Origin of the sequence: Pseudarthrobacter sp. IC2-21 (assembly GCF_034048115.1) — a bacterium.
Lineage (GTDB): Bacteria > Actinomycetota > Actinomycetes > Actinomycetales > Micrococcaceae > Arthrobacter > Arthrobacter naphthalenicus.
In genome coordinates, this window is record NZ_CP139145.1 from 4,128,757 (window position 1) to 4,143,420 (window position 14,664).

Below are 14,664 nucleotides of genomic sequence, written 5' to 3' on the forward strand. Positions count from 1 at the left end.
CGGTGATTGGTTCGTCTGGCTATCAGTGTGCAGCCCGAAACGTGATTGCGGTAACACTCTTTCCGTTCAACGGAATCTAATCCCAGATTGCGGCGTCACCAAGCCTGCGGGCGATACCCCGGGCAGCGGTTTGCAGGGCCGGCACCAGGGCCTGGAGCCGCATCTCCCGCAGGGGAACCACGACGCCGAGCGCGGCCACAGCGCGCTGCCGGCCGTCCAGCACGGGGACGGCTATGCCCCAGGTGTCCGGATCCACCACGCCCGCGAGTTGGGCAAAGCCCTGATGGGCCGCCTCGCTGAGCAAGGCACGCACCGCCTCCCCCGTCACCCTGGCGTCAGGATCCGAGAACTGACCGAGGTACGCGGCCTGTACGGCTTTGTCCTGATGGGCCATGAGGGCGAGCCCGGCGGAGGAAACATGGACGGGCATCCGGCCGGCCACCCGGGCCCTGTTGGCCACCGATCCGCGCCGGGAAAGCCGCTCCACAAAGAGCGCTTCCCAGCCGTCCAGGACCGCCAGGTTCACATTCTGGTTCAGCACCTGCTGGATGTCTTCCATGAACGGCATGGCAGCCTGCCGCAGCGCCAGCGTGGGTGAATTCCGGTTGACCAGCTCCCACAGCCGCAGCCCCGGCCGCACCGCACCGCCGTCGACCGTTTCCAGCAAACCGTGCGCAGCCAACTGCCGCACCAGCCGGTGCGTGGTGGTGAGCGGCAGCCCCGCCCGGTGCGCGAGGTCGGACAGCTGGAGGCTGCTGACACCTTCGGGAAAGGCGGAGATCACCCGGACTACCCGGTCCACCACGGAATCGCCGGAGAGTGAATTAGCCATGACCGCCCTTCCATTGAATGGTGAGGATTTCAGACTACACTCGGAGGCGCCGCCACAAGGCCGGTGCCAGGACCACGGCAACACCGACCGCCGCGCCGATCACCGTCTCGATGATGCGGTCCCGCAGCAGAATGGTGGGGGACGCCGGCACCACCAGCAGCGTGGAGATCAGAGCCAGCGGCGTCACCACCACCTGGGCCAGCACATACTGGCGGGCAATGAAAAGTTCAGCGCCGAACTGGCACAGGGCGATGACCAGGACGATCTGCCAGGGAGCGAGGTTCAGCAGCAGGATGACGGCGAGCAGCGCCAGGCCCAGCACGGTGCCGATGATTCGCTGGATGCCGCGGCGGATCCGGTGCCGCGTGCTGTGCCCCACCAACGGGACCACAGCTGCCACCATCGCCCAGTAGTTGTGCCCGAATCCAAGCCACGTGCCGGCCAATGTGGCCAGGGAGCCTGCCATACCTGCCGCCACGAGGTAGCCCAGGCCCTCCAGCCACGCCGTCCGCTTCTCGCCCTCGGCCCGCCGGATCGGGGCCGGCCACACCCAGGGCGTGCGGTACCGGGGAAGAACGCGCGCGGAGAAGCCGATCACCAGCGAAAGCGCGGTGGTCAGCACCGCCACGAGCATCGCCTCCGGGACCGGCGGCTGGTTTGGAATCGAGGCGATGGCAGCGAACGCGAAGATGTGGAAGAGCGAGCCTGCGGGACGAAGGCGAAGCAGCGAGATCGCCACGGAACACCCGCCGGCCACCAGGGTGGTGGCCAGGACGAGGAGCCAGGTGGTCGCCGCCTGGTCCAGCCCCCAGGCGTTCCCCGCCGTGGCCGCGAGGGCAGCCAGGAACATGACCCACAGCATCAGCAGGCCTGCGCGCAGCTGCAACACAAACCGGGTGCCGTGCGGTTCATTGCGCCCGTAGATTCCGGTGAACGCACCGAAGGAGGCGAAAATCGCCAGGTCCAGCCGGCCCAGCAAGAGCAGGGTGATCAGGGGAACAAAGATTCCGACGGCGCAGCGCAGGGCCGGCTGGTGATCGTTGTTGCTCGGCGCAATGCTGAACATTTCAGCGAAAAACTTCAAGTTCCGGGTGCCTCTTCCTTCGATGACCCGTGGGCGGGAGGTACCCGCCGGGAACAGCAGGACCGGCCTCCCCAATCCTATGTCCCGGACCTTTCCCACATTCGGAACGGCGGAGCAACATCATCGAAACACCGGCACGGCACGCTTGAGCCATGAGACACACCGGAAGCAACCCCGCTGCGGCCGACTTGAGCTGTGAAGTGTGCGGCCTGATGCCAGAACCCACCAAGACCCGGCTGACCGTTGCCAACGTGGCCGTGATGCTCCCGATCGAACTGCTGGTGCACGCTTTGGTGGTGGGAACGCACCTGCCGTACCTGGCCAAGGTGCTGGCGCTCACCCTGACGGCCACCGTCCTGGTGATCTGGGTGGCTGAGCCGTCCGCTGCCCGGATCCTGCACGGCTGGCTGCACGCTCCCGCGCTCCGGCACCGCAGGAAACTGGGCGCTGCCCCCGCCCTGTGGCGGGCACGCACCGTGCTGCAGGACCAGCCCGGCTCGCTGCAGAAGATCACCCGGGCGCTGGCCCGGCTCGATACCAACATCCTGAGCATCCACGTCCACCCCGTGGCCGGCGGTGTACTCGATGAGTTCGTGCTTTCCGCGCCGGGGGACCTGAGCGAGCGCCAGCTGCTGGCGGCCCTGGACGACGGCGGCGGCTCGCGGTCCCAGGTGTGGCCCACCACCGCCCTGGCCATGGCGGACGGTCAGACCCGGGCGCTGAGCCTCGCGGCGCGGATCGCGGGCGCACCGGACGAGCTGCCGCTGGCCGTGGCCGAGCTGCTGCACGCACGCGTGCTCACACCGGCCGAGGCCGCCGTCGAAAATTACGACGCCGGCACGCGGCTGAAGGTTCCCACCGCCTGGCACGGGCCGCTGACCTTTGCCCGTCCCGGCGAACCGTTCACGCCGGCCGAATCAGCCCGCGCGCACCGGCTCGCAGAGCTGGCTGAGATCCTGGCCCACGGCCCGGCGCCGACCCACCCCATGTAGGTAGCGCTATCTGTCGTTATGGGGCCTCAAAACGACAGATAGCGCTACCTGGTTGGGCGGGTTACATGCGGATGGTGAGCGCCCCCGGGTCGAGGGTCATCAGGACGTGCTTGCCGTCGCCCTCATGGTCGCCGTCGAGCTGATAATCGTCATTGTGCTCCAGCGTGATTTCCACGGATTTGCCCTGGTAGTACTCCACGGAGGTGTCTTTGCCCCGGCCCTTGCCGATCATGCCGGCGATCACCGAGAACCAGCCAAGCTTTCCCTGCGGTGCCAGCACGGCGACATCCAGCAGGCCGTCGTCCATCTTGGCGTCGGGGAAGATCTCGAGTCCGCCCTGGACCTTGCCGCAGTTGCCCACCATCACACTGCGCACGCCGCGGTGCACCACGTCCTTGCCGTCGATGGCGATGGTGGCCTTCACCGGCTTGCCCGGCAGGTTCCGGATGCCGGCATCCACGTAGGCCAGCCAGCCCACCTTGTCCTTCAGGTCCTCGTTGGTGTCGGCCATGATGGTGGCGTCATAGCCCACCCCGGCCATGACCAGGAAGACCTGTTCCTTGTCCGGGCTGTTGCGGCGGGCGCGGACAACGTCGATCTTCCGCTCAGTTCCCGCCAGGGCACCGGCCATGGCGCCGTCAAAATCCGTGACGTCCATGCCCAGGTTGCGTGCCAGGAGATTGCCGGTGCCGAACGGGAGCAGGCCCATGGGCACGTCCCCGCCCGCGAGGACCTCGGCCACGCACCGCACGGTGCCGTCGCCGCCGGCAGCAATAACGACGTCGGCTCCCTGCTTGAGTGCCTCCTTCGCCTGGCCGACCCCCGGGTCCTCCTTGGTGGTTTCGAGCCAGATGGGCTCACCCCAGCCGTTCTCCGAGCAGTGCTTGGCCGCCAGTGCCTTCACGTCAATCTCCACCGGCTTGGCGGGATTGATGATGATGGCCGGCCGTTTGAGGCTGGTGGAGCTGTTGGCAGTCATGGTGTCCTTCGGTGAAGTTGAGTAATGCCTATGCAAAGGCTACTTGCTACAGCGCCTTCACGGCTCCCAGTACCTTCGCGAGCGACTCCTTGGCATCGCCGAAGAGCAGGGACGTCTGCGGCTCGTACAGGAGTTCATTCTCGATCCCCGCGAAGCCGGGCCGCATGGAGCGCTTCAGGAAGATCACCTGGCGGGCGTCAGCCACTTCCAGGATGGGCATGCCGTAGATCGGCGAGCCGGATGAGGTCTTCGCCGCCGGATTCACAACATCGTTGGCGCCCACCACCAGCGCCACGTCCGCGGTCCGGAATTCGGAGTTGATTTCGCCCATTTCCTTGAGCGACTCGTACGGCACGTTGGCCTCGGCCAGGAGCACGTTCATGTGCCCCGGCATCCGGCCCGCAACGGGGTGGATGGCGAAGTCCACGTCGATCCCGCGGGCTTCCAGAGCCTGCGCCAGTTCCGCGGCGGTGTGCTGGCCCTGCGCCACGGCCAGCCCGTAGCCGGGCACAATAATGACCCGCTGCGCATAACCCAGGAGCACAGCCACGTCTTCGGCGCTGGAGGACCTGACGGGACGTTCGCTCACGGCGGTGGATCCCGCCGTCGAGCCGCCCTTGAAGGCGCCGAACAGGATGCCGGCCACGCTCCGGCCCATGGCAGCGGCCATCGCCCTGGTCAGGATGGTGCCCGAGGCGCCCACCAGGGTGCCCGCCACCACCAACAGAACATTGCCCAGCACCACACCGGACGCTGCCACGGCGAGGCCGGTGAACGCATTCAGGAGGGAGATGACGATCGGCACGTCCGCCCCGCCCACCGGCAGCACCAGCAGCGCGCCGGCGGCAAGTCCCAGCACCATGAGCAGCACCGCGAGCGCCAGGGACCCGGTAAACACAACGGCGACGGCGGTCCCCACCGCCGCGAGCAGCACCGCCGCCATCACCACGGGGAGCCCCGGGAACACCACCGGCCGCGTTGTCATCAATTCCTGGAGCTTGGCGAACGTGACGCCGGATCCGGCGAAGGACACAGCCCCCACCAGGAGCGTGAAGACGATGGCAAGCCGCACCCACGGGTCCCCGTTATGGCTCAACTCCAAAAGGGCAACCAGCGCCGCGGCGCCGCCGCCCACACCGTTGAACAGCGCCACCAGCTGGGGCATCTGGGTCATTTTGACGCGCCGGGCCACGGGCGCGGCCACCGCCGTGCCCACCGCGATGGCCGCAATGATCCAGGGAATGTTCTCCAGTCTTGCCGACAGGAAAACGGTCACGACGGCGAGCAGCGCACCGAAGGCGCCGATCAGGTTGCCGCGGCGGGCGGTGCGGGGAGAGCTGAGGCCGCGGAGTGCCAGGATAAAAAACACCGCCGCGGCAAGGTACAGGAGGGAGGTCCACACCGGATCGAGGAGGCTCATGGGCGGTCCTCCCGCGCGGTGGCTCCGCTGCCCGCTGCTCCCGTGCGGGCGGGCTCCTTCCGGCCGTGGAACATGTGCAGCATCCGGTCCGTGACCACAAAACCGCCCACCAGGTTGGCAGTGGCGAGCACCACGGCGAGCAATGCCACGGCCAGGATGCCCGGATCCGCGGCCTGGCCGGCCACGATGATGGCGCCCACCAGGATGATGCCGTGGATGGCGTTGGCGCCGGACATCAGGGGCGTGTGCAGGGTGCTGGAGACCTTCGAGACCACCTCGAAGCCCACAAACACCGCCAGCACCGTGACGGTGAGCAGACTCATGCCGTCCATCAGATTCCCCCCTCGCTCTGGAGCCTGTCGTCCTGGACGCTTGGCTCGTGGTCCGGCAGGGCCGGAATGACCGCCCCCAACGCCTCGGCCGTGGGCAGGTGCCGCACCGCGCCCTCGTGTGTAAGGCAGGCCCCGGCAATCACGTCGTCGCCGAAATCGGGAGCCACGGTGCCGTCCCGGGTCATCAGGGCGAGCAGGTTGGCCACGTTCTTGGCATAGAGCCGGGAGGCGTCCGAGGCCATGGCGGACGGGGCATCCTTCAGCCCCACCAGGGTGACGTGGCCCTGGCCATCGGCGGTGGGCACCAGGATGTCCGCCCCGGGAACCACGCCTTCCACGTTCCCGCCGGACTCTGCAGCGAGGTCGACGACGACCGAACCCGGGCGCATGCCCTGCACCATCCGGCGGCTCACCAGGAGCGGCGCGCGCCTGCCGGGGACTGCCGCCGTCGTAATCAGCACATCAGCCTGGGCAACGTGCGGGGCGAGGAGTTCGCGCTGGAGGGCGCCGCGGTCGGCGCTGAGTTCGCGGGCATAGCCGCCGGATGCCTCGGCGGTTTCCAGGTCCAGTTTGATGAAGGTGCCGCCCATGGACGCCACTTCGTCGGCGGAGGCGGGCCGGATGTCGTTGGCGGACACCCGGGCGCCGAGCCTCTTGGCGGTGCCGATGGCCTGCAGCCCGGCAACACCGGCGCCAAGCACCAGGACCCGGGCCGGAGGGACGGTGCCGGCCGCGGTCATGTAGAGGGGGAAGAACCGTGGCAGCCGGATGGCGGCCTCCAGGACGCAGCGGTACCCGGCCACCAGGGCCTGGGAGCTGAGCGCGTCCATGGACTGGGCGCGGGAGATCCGGGGCACCAGTTCCAGGGCGAAGGATGTGACGCCGGCCTCCGCGAGTGCCTGCACGGTTGCCAGCTCGGACGACGGCGAGGCCAGGCCCACGGTGACGGCGCCCTTTCTCAGGGCTTTCGCCGTCGCGGGCTCCAGCGGGCGGACGTGGACCAGGATGTCCAGCACGGCGGGGTCGAGGGCCGGGACCACGCTGGCCCCTGCCTGGAGGTATTCAAGGTCCGCGTGCCCGGCGGCGGCACCGGCGTCCGCTTCGATCAGGACGTCCAGGCCCAGCCCGGCCAGTTGTTTGACCGTTTCCGGTGTGGCGGCAACACGGCGCTCACCCTCATGCCGTTCCCGCGGTATGCCCAGTTTCAACCGCCAGCTCCCTTACGGACGTAGTTGGCTTGAGTCTAAAGCGCTCCGGGGAGTTTTTGGTCAGATATTCGCACTTCCGGGTCCCCGGATCGGGAGAATAACGCCTGCCGGGTTAGCGCCGGGCGGTCAGGTCCGCCGAAATGAGCTTGGCCGTGGCCACAATCTCCTGCGCCACGGAGGCCAGGTACGCGTCCGGGTCCGGCCGGGCCGCCACGGCCTGGGCCTGCAGCGATACGTTGACCGCGGCCACCACTTTGGTGGGCCCGTCATAGACCGGCGCCGCCACGGACATCAGCCCCAGCTCAAGCTCCTGGTCCAGCAGGCACCAGCCCTGTTTCCGGACGGTGTCCAGCACGGCCAACAGCTCAGGGACGGTTCCCAGCGCCCGCGGCGTCAGCGGCTTGATCTCCGCCTCGGCCAGGTACGCCTTCAGCCCGGCGGGCGGCAGGGCGGCCAGCAGCACCCTGCCCATGGACGTGGCGTAGGCGGGGAACCGGGTGCCCACCGTGATGCCCACGTTCATGATCCGGCGCGTGGTCACCCGGGCAATGTAGGCGATGTCCGTCCCGTCCAGCACCGCCGCGGACGTGGACTCCCCCAGTTTCAGGGAGAGTTCCTCCAAGTGGGGCTGGGCGAGCTGGGGCAGGGAGAGCCCGGAAAGGTAGGCGTAGCCAAGCTGCAGGACCTTGGCCGTGAGCGCGAACGTTTTGCCGTCGGTCCGGACGTAGTCCAGTTCCACCAGCGTGTGCAGGAACCGCCGGGCGGTGGCACGGGTCAGGCCGGTCCGGGCCGCCACCTCGGTGAGGGTCATCACCGGGTGGTCGTGGTCGAAGGCCCGGATCACGGCCAGGCCGCGCGCCAGCGACTGCACGTACTGGTCGCCCGCCTGCGGAGCGGTGCGTGCAGTTGCTGGTGCGTCGGTCATGGTTACCAATCCTAGAGGCCGCGGGGCGTTACGCTGCCGCCTTCAGCGGGACGGGGACCAGCTCCTGGAGTTCCGCCAGGGTGCAGCCGAAGGTCTCGCGGACGGTGACGCCGTCGGGTCCTGTCAGGAAGACGGCTTTGTCCGTGTAGACGCGGGTGACGCAGCCGACGCCGGTGAGCGGGTAGGTGCAGGCTTCCACGATCTTGGAGGCGCCCTCGCGGGTCAGGAGCGTCATCATGACAAAGACGTCCTTGGCGCCGGTGGCGAGGTCCATCGCGCCGCCGACGGCGGGGATGGCGTCCGGGGCGCCGGTGTGCCAGTTGGCGAGGTCACCGGTGGCGGAGACTTGGAAGGCCCCGAGCACGCAGATGTCCAGGTGGCCGCCGCGCATGATCGCGAACGAATCGGCGTGGTGGAAGTAGGACGCCCCGGGCAGCTCGGTGACGGGGATTTTCCCGGCGTTGATGAGGTCGCCGTCGATCTGGTCGCCCACGGCCACCGGGCCCATGCCCAGCATGCCGTTCTCCGTGTGGAGGGTGATGTTCTGCTCGGGCTTGAGGTAGTTCGAGACCAGGGTGGGCTGGCCGATGCCGAGGTTCACGAACGAGCCGGGCTTGATGTCCCGGGCCACGAGTTCGGCGAGGGCGTCGCGGCCCAGGGGCTTGTCACTGGTCTGGAGGGAAGTTGCGGTGCTCATGCTCAGGCCACCTTCACGATGCTGTTGACGTAGATTCCGGGGGTCACGACGTTTTCCGGGTCGAGTCCGCCGGTGGGGACAATCTCCGAGACCTGGACCACGGTGTGCTTGGCGGCGGCGGCCATGATGGGGCCGAAGTTCCGGGCCGTCTTGCGGTACACGAGGTTCCCCACGCCGTCGGCCTTCAGGGCCTTGATCAGCGCGACGTCCGCGTGGATGGGGGTCTCGAAGACCTGGCCGCGGCCGTCGATGATGCGGGTCTCCTTGCCCTCGGCGAGCATGGTGCCGTAGCCGGTGGGGGTGAAGAACCCGCCAATCCCGGCGCCGGCGGCGCGGATGCGTTCGGCCAGGTTGCCCTGCGGGACGAGTTCCAGTTCGATTTCGCCGGCGTGGTATTTGGCGTCGAAGTGCCAGGAGTCGGACTGCCGCGGGAAGGAACAGATCATTTTCTTGACCCGGCCTTCCTTGATCAGCAGGGCCAGGCCCTGATCGCCCTGGCCGGCGTTGTTGTTCACCACCGTCAGGTCCTTGGCGCCGCAGTCCATCAGCGCATCAATCAGTTCGAAGGGCTGCCCGGCGTTGCCGAACCCGCCGATCATCACGGTGGAGCCGTCCTTGATGCCGGCTACGGCCTCGTTGACGGTGTCTACAAAATTCAGCATGCTTATGCCTTTCCTGTGCTGGTGCCGCTGCCGGCGGTGACGTTTTCGAGCACGACGGCCAGGCCCTGGCCCACGCCGATGCAGATCGCGGCGACGCCCCAGCGTTCGCCGGAGGCCTGCAGGGACCGGGCGAGGGTGCCCAGGATCCGGGTGCCGGACGCGCCGAGAGGGTGGCCCATGGCGATCGCGCCGCCGTGCCGGTTGACGATGGCCGGGTCGATGCCCCAGGCGTTGATGCAGGCCAGGGACTGTGCGGCGAACGCTTCGTTAAGTTCGACGGCGCCCACCTGGTCCCAGCCGATGCCCGCCTTCGCGAGGGCCTTGTTCGCGGCCTCCACCGGGGCGTAGCCGAAGAACTGGGGATCGTTGGCGTGCGCGCCGCGGCCGGCGATGCGGGCCAGCGGTTCGAGCCCGAGCAGCCCGGCGGCGTTCTCGGAGCCGATCCAGGCCGCGGAGGCGCCGTCGGACAGCGGGGACGCGTTCCCGGCCGTGACTGTGCCGTTCTCGGTGCGGAACACGGTCTTCAGCCCGGCGAGCTTCTCCGCGGAGGAACCGGCGCGGATGCTTTCGTCGCGGACCAGGTCGGTGCCCGGGACCGGGGTGACCAGGTTGTCGTAGAAGCCCTCGTCCCAGGCGGCGGCGGAGAGGTTGTGGGAGTTCGCGGCGAATTCGTCCTGCTGCTCACGGGTCACGCCGTACTTCTCGCGGAGCCGTTCGGTGGCCTCACCGAGGGAGATGGTCCAGTCCTTGGGCATGGCCTTGTTGACCAGGCGCCAGCCCAGCGTGGTGGAGGCCAGAGTCAGGTCCCCGGCCGGGTAGGGCTTCTCGGTCTTGGGCAGCACCCAGGGGGCGCGGGACATCGATTCGGCCCCGCCCACGAGCATCAGCTCGGCGTCGCCGGCGTTGATCTGGCGCGAGGCGATGATCGCCGCATCCAAAGACGACCCGCACAGCCGGTTCACCGACGTACCGGGGATCGAGACCGGCAGGCCGGCCAGCAGGGTGCCCATCCGGGCGACGTTGCGGTTCTCCTCGCCGGCGCCGTTGGCGTTGCCGAACACCACCTCGTCGATCCGCTCCGGATCCAGCCCCGGTGCGCGCTTCACGGATTCCTTGATCACGTGCGCGGCAAGGTCATCCGGGCGAACGGCCGCGAGACCGGAGCCGAACTTACCGAACGGGGTGCGCACGGCGTCGTACACAAAAGCCTGATTCAAAACTTCTCCTCTTAATGTTCGTTCCCGTCCCAACTGGGTAGCAGTAAGTGTCGTTTTGAGGGCTCAAAACGACACTTGGCGCTACCTAGTTGGGCGGGGTGGGGGTTTCTGTGGTGGGCGCGGCGGCCGACTCTGCGCTGTCCAGGTCGCGGAAGACCTGCTGGGCGGTCTTGAACGCCGTGTTGGCGGACGGCACACCGCAGTAGATGGCGGTCTGTAGCAGGATTTCCTTGATCTCGTCCCGGCTCAGGCCGTTGGTGAGGGCCGCGCGGATGTGCATGGCCAGCTCTTCCCAGTGCCCGTGCGCCACCATCGCCGTAATGGTCACGGCGGAGCGCATCTGCCGGGAGATGCCGGGCCGGGTCCAGATGCCACCCCACGCAATCCGCGTGATCATGTCCTGGAAGTCCTCGGTGAACTCATCCTTGTTGGTGTTCGCGCGGTCCACATGCGCGGCGCCGAGCACTTCGCGCCGGACCACCATGCCGCCGTCGTAAATCTCCTGGCTGGTGGCGTCCGGCTGGACCACACCGTGGCGCTCGGAACCGTTGGGGGTGCTCATCTGGCCGGTGCTCATTTAGCCGGCCGAGTTTCGCTCCAGCTGATGAGGCTCCGCAGCAGTTCGGCAACATGGGCAGGTGCCTCCGCGGGGGCGAGGTGCGCCACGCCTTCCAGGGAAACGGCGTTCGCGGTGCCTCCCCCGGCGGTGATGCCGGCAACGATTTCCTCCGCGAACGACGGCGGCACAACAGTATCCGCCACACCCGCCACTGCCTGCGTGGGGACGGAGATGCTGCCGAGCTCGGCGCGGACGTCATAGGCGGCCAGCGCCTCGCAGCAGAAGGCGTAGCTGAAGCGGTCGGCGTCGCGGAGGGAGTGCAGGAGCTTGCTGCTCAGGTCCGGTTCGCGGTCCATAAAGCCAGGCCCGAACCAGCGCTCGGCGGAGCCCTGGATGACAACCGGGGTGCCCTGGACCCGCACCAGTTCGGCGCGGTCCAGCCAGCCTTCCGGGGTGCCGATCTTGGCGCCGGAGCACTGTACCGACAGGCTCTTGAGGCGTTCGCCGTGTTTGATGCCCAGCTGCAGGCCGGTGGCTCCGCCGAGGGAAACGCCGGCGTAATGGAACGCCTCGCCGGGAGCGATCGAGTCCACCAGGTCCACAACGGCCTCCGCCAGGTCGGCGACGTCGAAGGCCTCCGTGGCCTTCGGAGAGACGCCGTGCCCCGGAAGGTCCCAGGCCACCACGTCGTAGTCATTGGCCAGCAGCGCCGCCGTCCGGCCCCACAGGATGGCGGAGGAGGTGCCCAGGGAGGGGCCCACCACCAGCAGCGGACGTTCGCCAAGGGTTCGTTCGGGCGAAAGCAGGACTGCTTTGAGGGTCGGTTTAGCCACGGTTGGCTCCGTTCTGCTCGGGGGTTGCTGAAGAGGAAAAGTCCGGGTAGGCGGCCAGGATCCGCCGGGAGATTTCGGCGGCCTGGCCCAGGTAGCTGGCAGGGTCCAGGAGCTCGTCGAGGCGCAGATCGGTCAGCGCACCCCTGGGGACGGCCTCGCGAAGCAGGTGCCGGTAGGTGGCGTCCTGCTCGGCGGACGGCGCGGCAAGGGTCCGGTCCACCACGTCCTGCAGCTGTTCCTTGCCGCTGCGGCCGTCCTTCTCCGCCAACAGCGGAGCGACGGCGGCACCCACCCCTTCGGCGAGGAGCAGCGGCCCGGCCAGTTCCAGGTTGCGGCGCAGGGCGGCCGGGAAAACCTGGAGTCCTTCCGCCAGCTCGCGGAGGTGGCCGGCCGCGCCGAGGGCCAGCCGCAGGAGCTCACGCAGGGCGGGCCATTCGGTATGCCAGGCTGCATCGGGGCGTTCGTCGTTGAAGTTGGCCGCCGCCAGGTGCAGCTGGGCCAGGAGCTGCGGAGCCTGCAGGGCGGCGCTGCGGATCAGGACGGACAGCACCGGGTTCTGCTTCTGCGGCATGGCCGAGGACACGCCGCGCCCGGCCGCGCGAGGTTCGGCGAGTTCAGCCACTTCGGGCCGGCTCATGAAAAGGACGTCGGTGGCGATCTTGCCGGCGGCGCCGAGCGCGGCGGCCAGCGCGTTCCCGAGGGAGGTGACAGCCAGCCGGTTGGTGTGCCATGGCGCGGGCGCAGGGGCGAGCCCCAGCTGTTTGGCGAGTGAATCGGCCAAGGTAAAGGGTGTGGCGGTAGATTCGGCCGTCAGCACCGTGCCGGCCGCGAGGGTTCCGGCGGCCCCGCCGAACTGCACCGGGAACTGGAGGGACTCGAGCTGCCGCCCGGCGGCGGCGAGGCCGTGGAACCACTGCGCTGCCCGCAGCCCAAAGGTGAACGGGAGCGAGTGCTGGGTCAGGCTCCGGCCCACGCCCAGCGTGTCCGCATGCTTCTCCGCCAGGGCCGCGAGCGCCGTCGTCGCGCCTTTCAGGTCGCCGAGCAGCGCCTCCACGGTGTTACGGGCCAGGAGCATGAGGGCAGTGTCCAGCACATCCTGGCTGGTCAGCGAGGTGTGGATGGCTTTGCCGGCACCGATGCCGGTGGCATCCAACGCCGAAACCTGCTTCCGCAGGTCAGCCAACAGAGGGATGACGGGGTTGCCGCCGCCCTGGGCACGGAGCGCAATGCCTGCCGGGTCGTAGCGGCCCGGCACCGCGGCGGAAGCCACGACGGCGGCGGATCCGGCAGGTGCCAGCCCTGCCCTTTCCAGCACCGCGGCCCAGCCGGACTCGACAGCGAGGATCGCCGCGAGCACCGCCCGGTCACCGGTCAGCGCCGCCACCAGGGGCGACGCCGAGACAGGACTGAGCAGGCCGACGTCGCCGTCCGCCGTGCTTCCGTAACCCAGGGCGGCACCCGTCACTGGAAGTCCAGGAAGACTGTTTCGCCCTCACCCTGCAGGCGGACGTCCCATGTGAGTCCGCCGTCCGGGTCGCGGCGTGCGATCAGGGTCTTCCGGCGTTCCGGGTCAAGGGAGCCCAGCAGCGGGTCCTTGGCCAGGGCTTCCTCGTTGTCCGGCAGGTAGATCCGGGTGAAGAGCCGGTTCATCAGGCCGCGGGCAAAAATCGCGACGGAGATGAACGGTGCCGCGCCTTCCCCGGTGGGGCCGGGGTTGACGGTGGTGAAGGTGAAGACGCCGGTGTTGCCCACGGCGCTGCGGCCGAATCCGGTGAAGGTGTAGCCGTCGCGCACCAGTGACCCGGTGTGCTGCGGCACGTTGCCTTGGGAATCTGCCTGCCAGATCTCCAGGATCGCATCGGGGATCGGGTGCCCGGCGCCGTCGTACACGGTGCCCTGGAGCCGAATGGACCCCGGGGAGCCGGGAGCCAGCAGCTCGCGGTCCTTGGTGAAGGGAAGGGCGTAACCGTAGAAGGGTCCTACGGTCTGGCCGGGGGTGGGTGTCAGCTTGGTGGGGCCGGGGTTACTCATGGTCGTCTCCTTCTGCGCCGAGGGCCTCGTTCTCGGTCCAGGTCCGCTTCGACCCGGTCAGCACGATGTCCCAGTTGTAGGCGAGGGCCCACTCGGGTTTGGTCTGCTCGTGGTTGTAGGTGGCCACGAGCCGGTCGCGGGCGTCCTGGTCCACGATGGACTGGTAGATCGGGTCCAGCGGGAAGAGCTGGTCGCCGGGGAAGTACATCTGGGTGACGATCCGCTGGGTGAACTCCTGCCCGAACAGGGAGAAGTGGATGTGGGCGGGGCGCCAAGCGTTGAGGTGGTTCTTCCACGGGTAGGCGCCGGGCTTGATGGTGGTGAAGCTGTACGAGCCGTCGGCCCCGGTGATGCAGCGGCCCACGCCGGTGAAGTTGGGGTCCAGCGGCGCCGGGTGCTGGTCGCGCTTGTGGATGTAGCGGCCGGCGGAGTTCGCCTGCCAGATCTCCACGAGCTGGCCGGCCACCGGGCGGCCGTCACCGTCGAGGACGCGCCCGGACACCACAATGCGTTCGCCCAGCGGTTCACCGTTGTGCTGGATGGTGAGGTCCGATTCCAGCGCGTGCACGTCCATGTGCCCGAACGCCGGAGAGTACAGCTCGATGGTCTCGGGGTCCGCGTGGTGCAGGTCCTTGGTGGGGTGCCGCAGGACGCTGCTGCGGTAGGGGGCGTAGTCCAGCCTCGGCTGGATTTCCGCCGGGGCGCCGTTCTTGACGGCCTGCGCATAGGCGTCGCCGAGAGCTTTCATCTCTGCGCTGAGATCCGCCTGTGACTCCGCGGCGGCATCGAGGGGTGCGTACTGCTTCGGTGCGGCCTCCGTGGCTTCGTCGGACACGTCTTCGGTGAGCGGATCCGCGTTGTACGTTTCAAGGTTGATTTCTTCAGGCACAGCA

Annotated in this window: 16 protein-coding genes; 1 reads left to right on the forward strand and 15 read right to left on the reverse strand. The window is 68.5% G+C overall.

What is annotated here, in order from left to right; all coding sequences use genetic code 11:
• Positions 1 to 76: 76 nt before the first annotated feature.
• Together SBP01_RS19105 and SBP01_RS19110 are read right to left on the reverse strand one after the other, a co-directional pair.
• Positions 77 to 832, reverse strand: a complete 756-nt coding sequence (locus SBP01_RS19105) for an IclR family transcriptional regulator (protein ID WP_320536937.1) — start codon at positions 830 to 832, stop codon at positions 77 to 79.
• Positions 833 to 866: 34 nt separating this feature from the next.
• Positions 867 to 1,916: an FUSC family protein gene (locus tag SBP01_RS19110; protein ID WP_320536938.1), complete on the reverse strand. Its 1,050-nt coding sequence runs from the start codon at positions 1,914 to 1,916 to the stop codon at positions 867 to 869.
• Between the two features lie 152 nt (positions 1,917 to 2,068).
• On the opposite strand from SBP01_RS19110, the gene SBP01_RS19115 reads away from it, so the two are divergent.
• On the forward strand, positions 2,069 to 2,908 hold the full coding sequence (locus tag SBP01_RS19115) for an ACT domain-containing protein (RefSeq protein WP_320536939.1): 840 nt from the start codon (positions 2,069 to 2,071) through the stop codon (positions 2,906 to 2,908).
• Between the two features lie 61 nt (positions 2,909 to 2,969).
• On the opposite strand, the gene SBP01_RS19120 is transcribed toward SBP01_RS19115, so the two are convergent.
• From SBP01_RS19120 to pcaH, 13 genes are all read right to left on the reverse strand, one after another.
• On the reverse strand, positions 2,970 to 3,887 hold the full coding sequence (locus SBP01_RS19120; RefSeq protein ID WP_320536940.1) for a diacylglycerol/lipid kinase family protein: 918 nt from the start codon (positions 3,885 to 3,887) through the stop codon (positions 2,970 to 2,972).
• A gap of 46 nt (positions 3,888 to 3,933) precedes the next feature.
• Positions 3,934 to 5,307: an NAD(P)(+) transhydrogenase (Re/Si-specific) subunit beta gene (locus SBP01_RS19125; protein ID WP_275213078.1), complete on the reverse strand. Its 1,374-nt coding sequence runs from the start codon at positions 5,305 to 5,307 to the stop codon at positions 3,934 to 3,936.
• Complete coding sequence (locus tag SBP01_RS19130) at positions 5,304 to 5,639, reverse strand: NAD(P) transhydrogenase subunit alpha (RefSeq protein WP_320536941.1); 336 nt, start codon at positions 5,637 to 5,639, stop codon at positions 5,304 to 5,306. Before SBP01_RS19130 ends, SBP01_RS19125 begins: the two co-directional genes overlap by 4 nt.
• Positions 5,639 to 6,847: a Re/Si-specific NAD(P)(+) transhydrogenase subunit alpha gene (locus SBP01_RS19135; RefSeq protein WP_320536942.1), complete on the reverse strand. Its 1,209-nt coding sequence runs from the start codon at positions 6,845 to 6,847 to the stop codon at positions 5,639 to 5,641. Before SBP01_RS19135 ends, SBP01_RS19130 begins: the two co-directional genes overlap by 1 nt.
• Before the next feature lie 112 nt (positions 6,848 to 6,959).
• Positions 6,960 to 7,772, reverse strand: coding sequence for an IclR family transcriptional regulator C-terminal domain-containing protein (locus SBP01_RS19140; RefSeq protein WP_275213075.1), 813 nt, complete (start codon positions 7,770 to 7,772; stop codon positions 6,960 to 6,962).
• A gap of 28 nt (positions 7,773 to 7,800) precedes the next feature.
• Positions 7,801 to 8,469 (reverse strand): 3-oxoacid CoA-transferase subunit B, encoded by a 669-nt coding sequence (locus tag SBP01_RS19145; protein ID WP_320536943.1) that lies wholly within the window; start codon positions 8,467 to 8,469, stop codon positions 7,801 to 7,803.
• 2 nt (positions 8,470 to 8,471) lie between these two features.
• The gene (locus tag SBP01_RS19150) at positions 8,472 to 9,131 is read right to left on the reverse strand and encodes a 3-oxoacid CoA-transferase subunit A (RefSeq protein WP_275213073.1); all 660 of its coding nucleotides are present in this window, start codon (positions 9,129 to 9,131) and stop codon (positions 8,472 to 8,474) included.
• 2 nt (positions 9,132 to 9,133) lie between these two features.
• A complete protein-coding gene (locus SBP01_RS19155; protein ID WP_320536944.1) occupies positions 9,134 to 10,348 on the reverse strand; it encodes a thiolase family protein in 1,215 nt (404 codons plus the stop codon).
• 85 nt (positions 10,349 to 10,433) lie between these two features.
• Positions 10,434 to 10,910, reverse strand: coding sequence for a 4-carboxymuconolactone decarboxylase (gene pcaC, locus SBP01_RS19160; protein ID WP_320536945.1), 477 nt, complete (start codon positions 10,908 to 10,910; stop codon positions 10,434 to 10,436).
• An 11-nt stretch (positions 10,911 to 10,921) separates the two neighbouring features.
• Entirely contained in the window at positions 10,922 to 11,740 is an 819-nt protein-coding gene (locus SBP01_RS19165) for an alpha/beta fold hydrolase (RefSeq protein WP_275213069.1), read from the reverse strand.
• Positions 11,733 to 13,205 carry a lyase family protein gene (locus tag SBP01_RS19170; protein ID WP_320536946.1) on the reverse strand — a complete coding sequence of 491 codons (1,473 nt, stop codon included), beginning with the start codon at positions 13,203 to 13,205 and terminating at the stop codon, positions 11,733 to 11,735. Before SBP01_RS19170 ends, SBP01_RS19165 begins: the two co-directional genes overlap by 8 nt.
• Positions 13,202 to 13,771, reverse strand: coding sequence for a protocatechuate 3,4-dioxygenase subunit alpha (gene pcaG / locus SBP01_RS19175; protein ID WP_320536947.1), 570 nt, complete (start codon positions 13,769 to 13,771; stop codon positions 13,202 to 13,204). The genes SBP01_RS19170 and pcaG overlap by 4 nt, the downstream gene beginning before the upstream one ends.
• Positions 13,764 to 14,660, reverse strand: coding sequence for a protocatechuate 3,4-dioxygenase subunit beta (gene pcaH / locus SBP01_RS19180; RefSeq protein WP_414004247.1), 897 nt, complete (start codon positions 14,658 to 14,660; stop codon positions 13,764 to 13,766). Before pcaH ends, pcaG begins: the two co-directional genes overlap by 8 nt.
• Between the last annotated feature and the right edge of the window lie 4 nt (positions 14,661 to 14,664).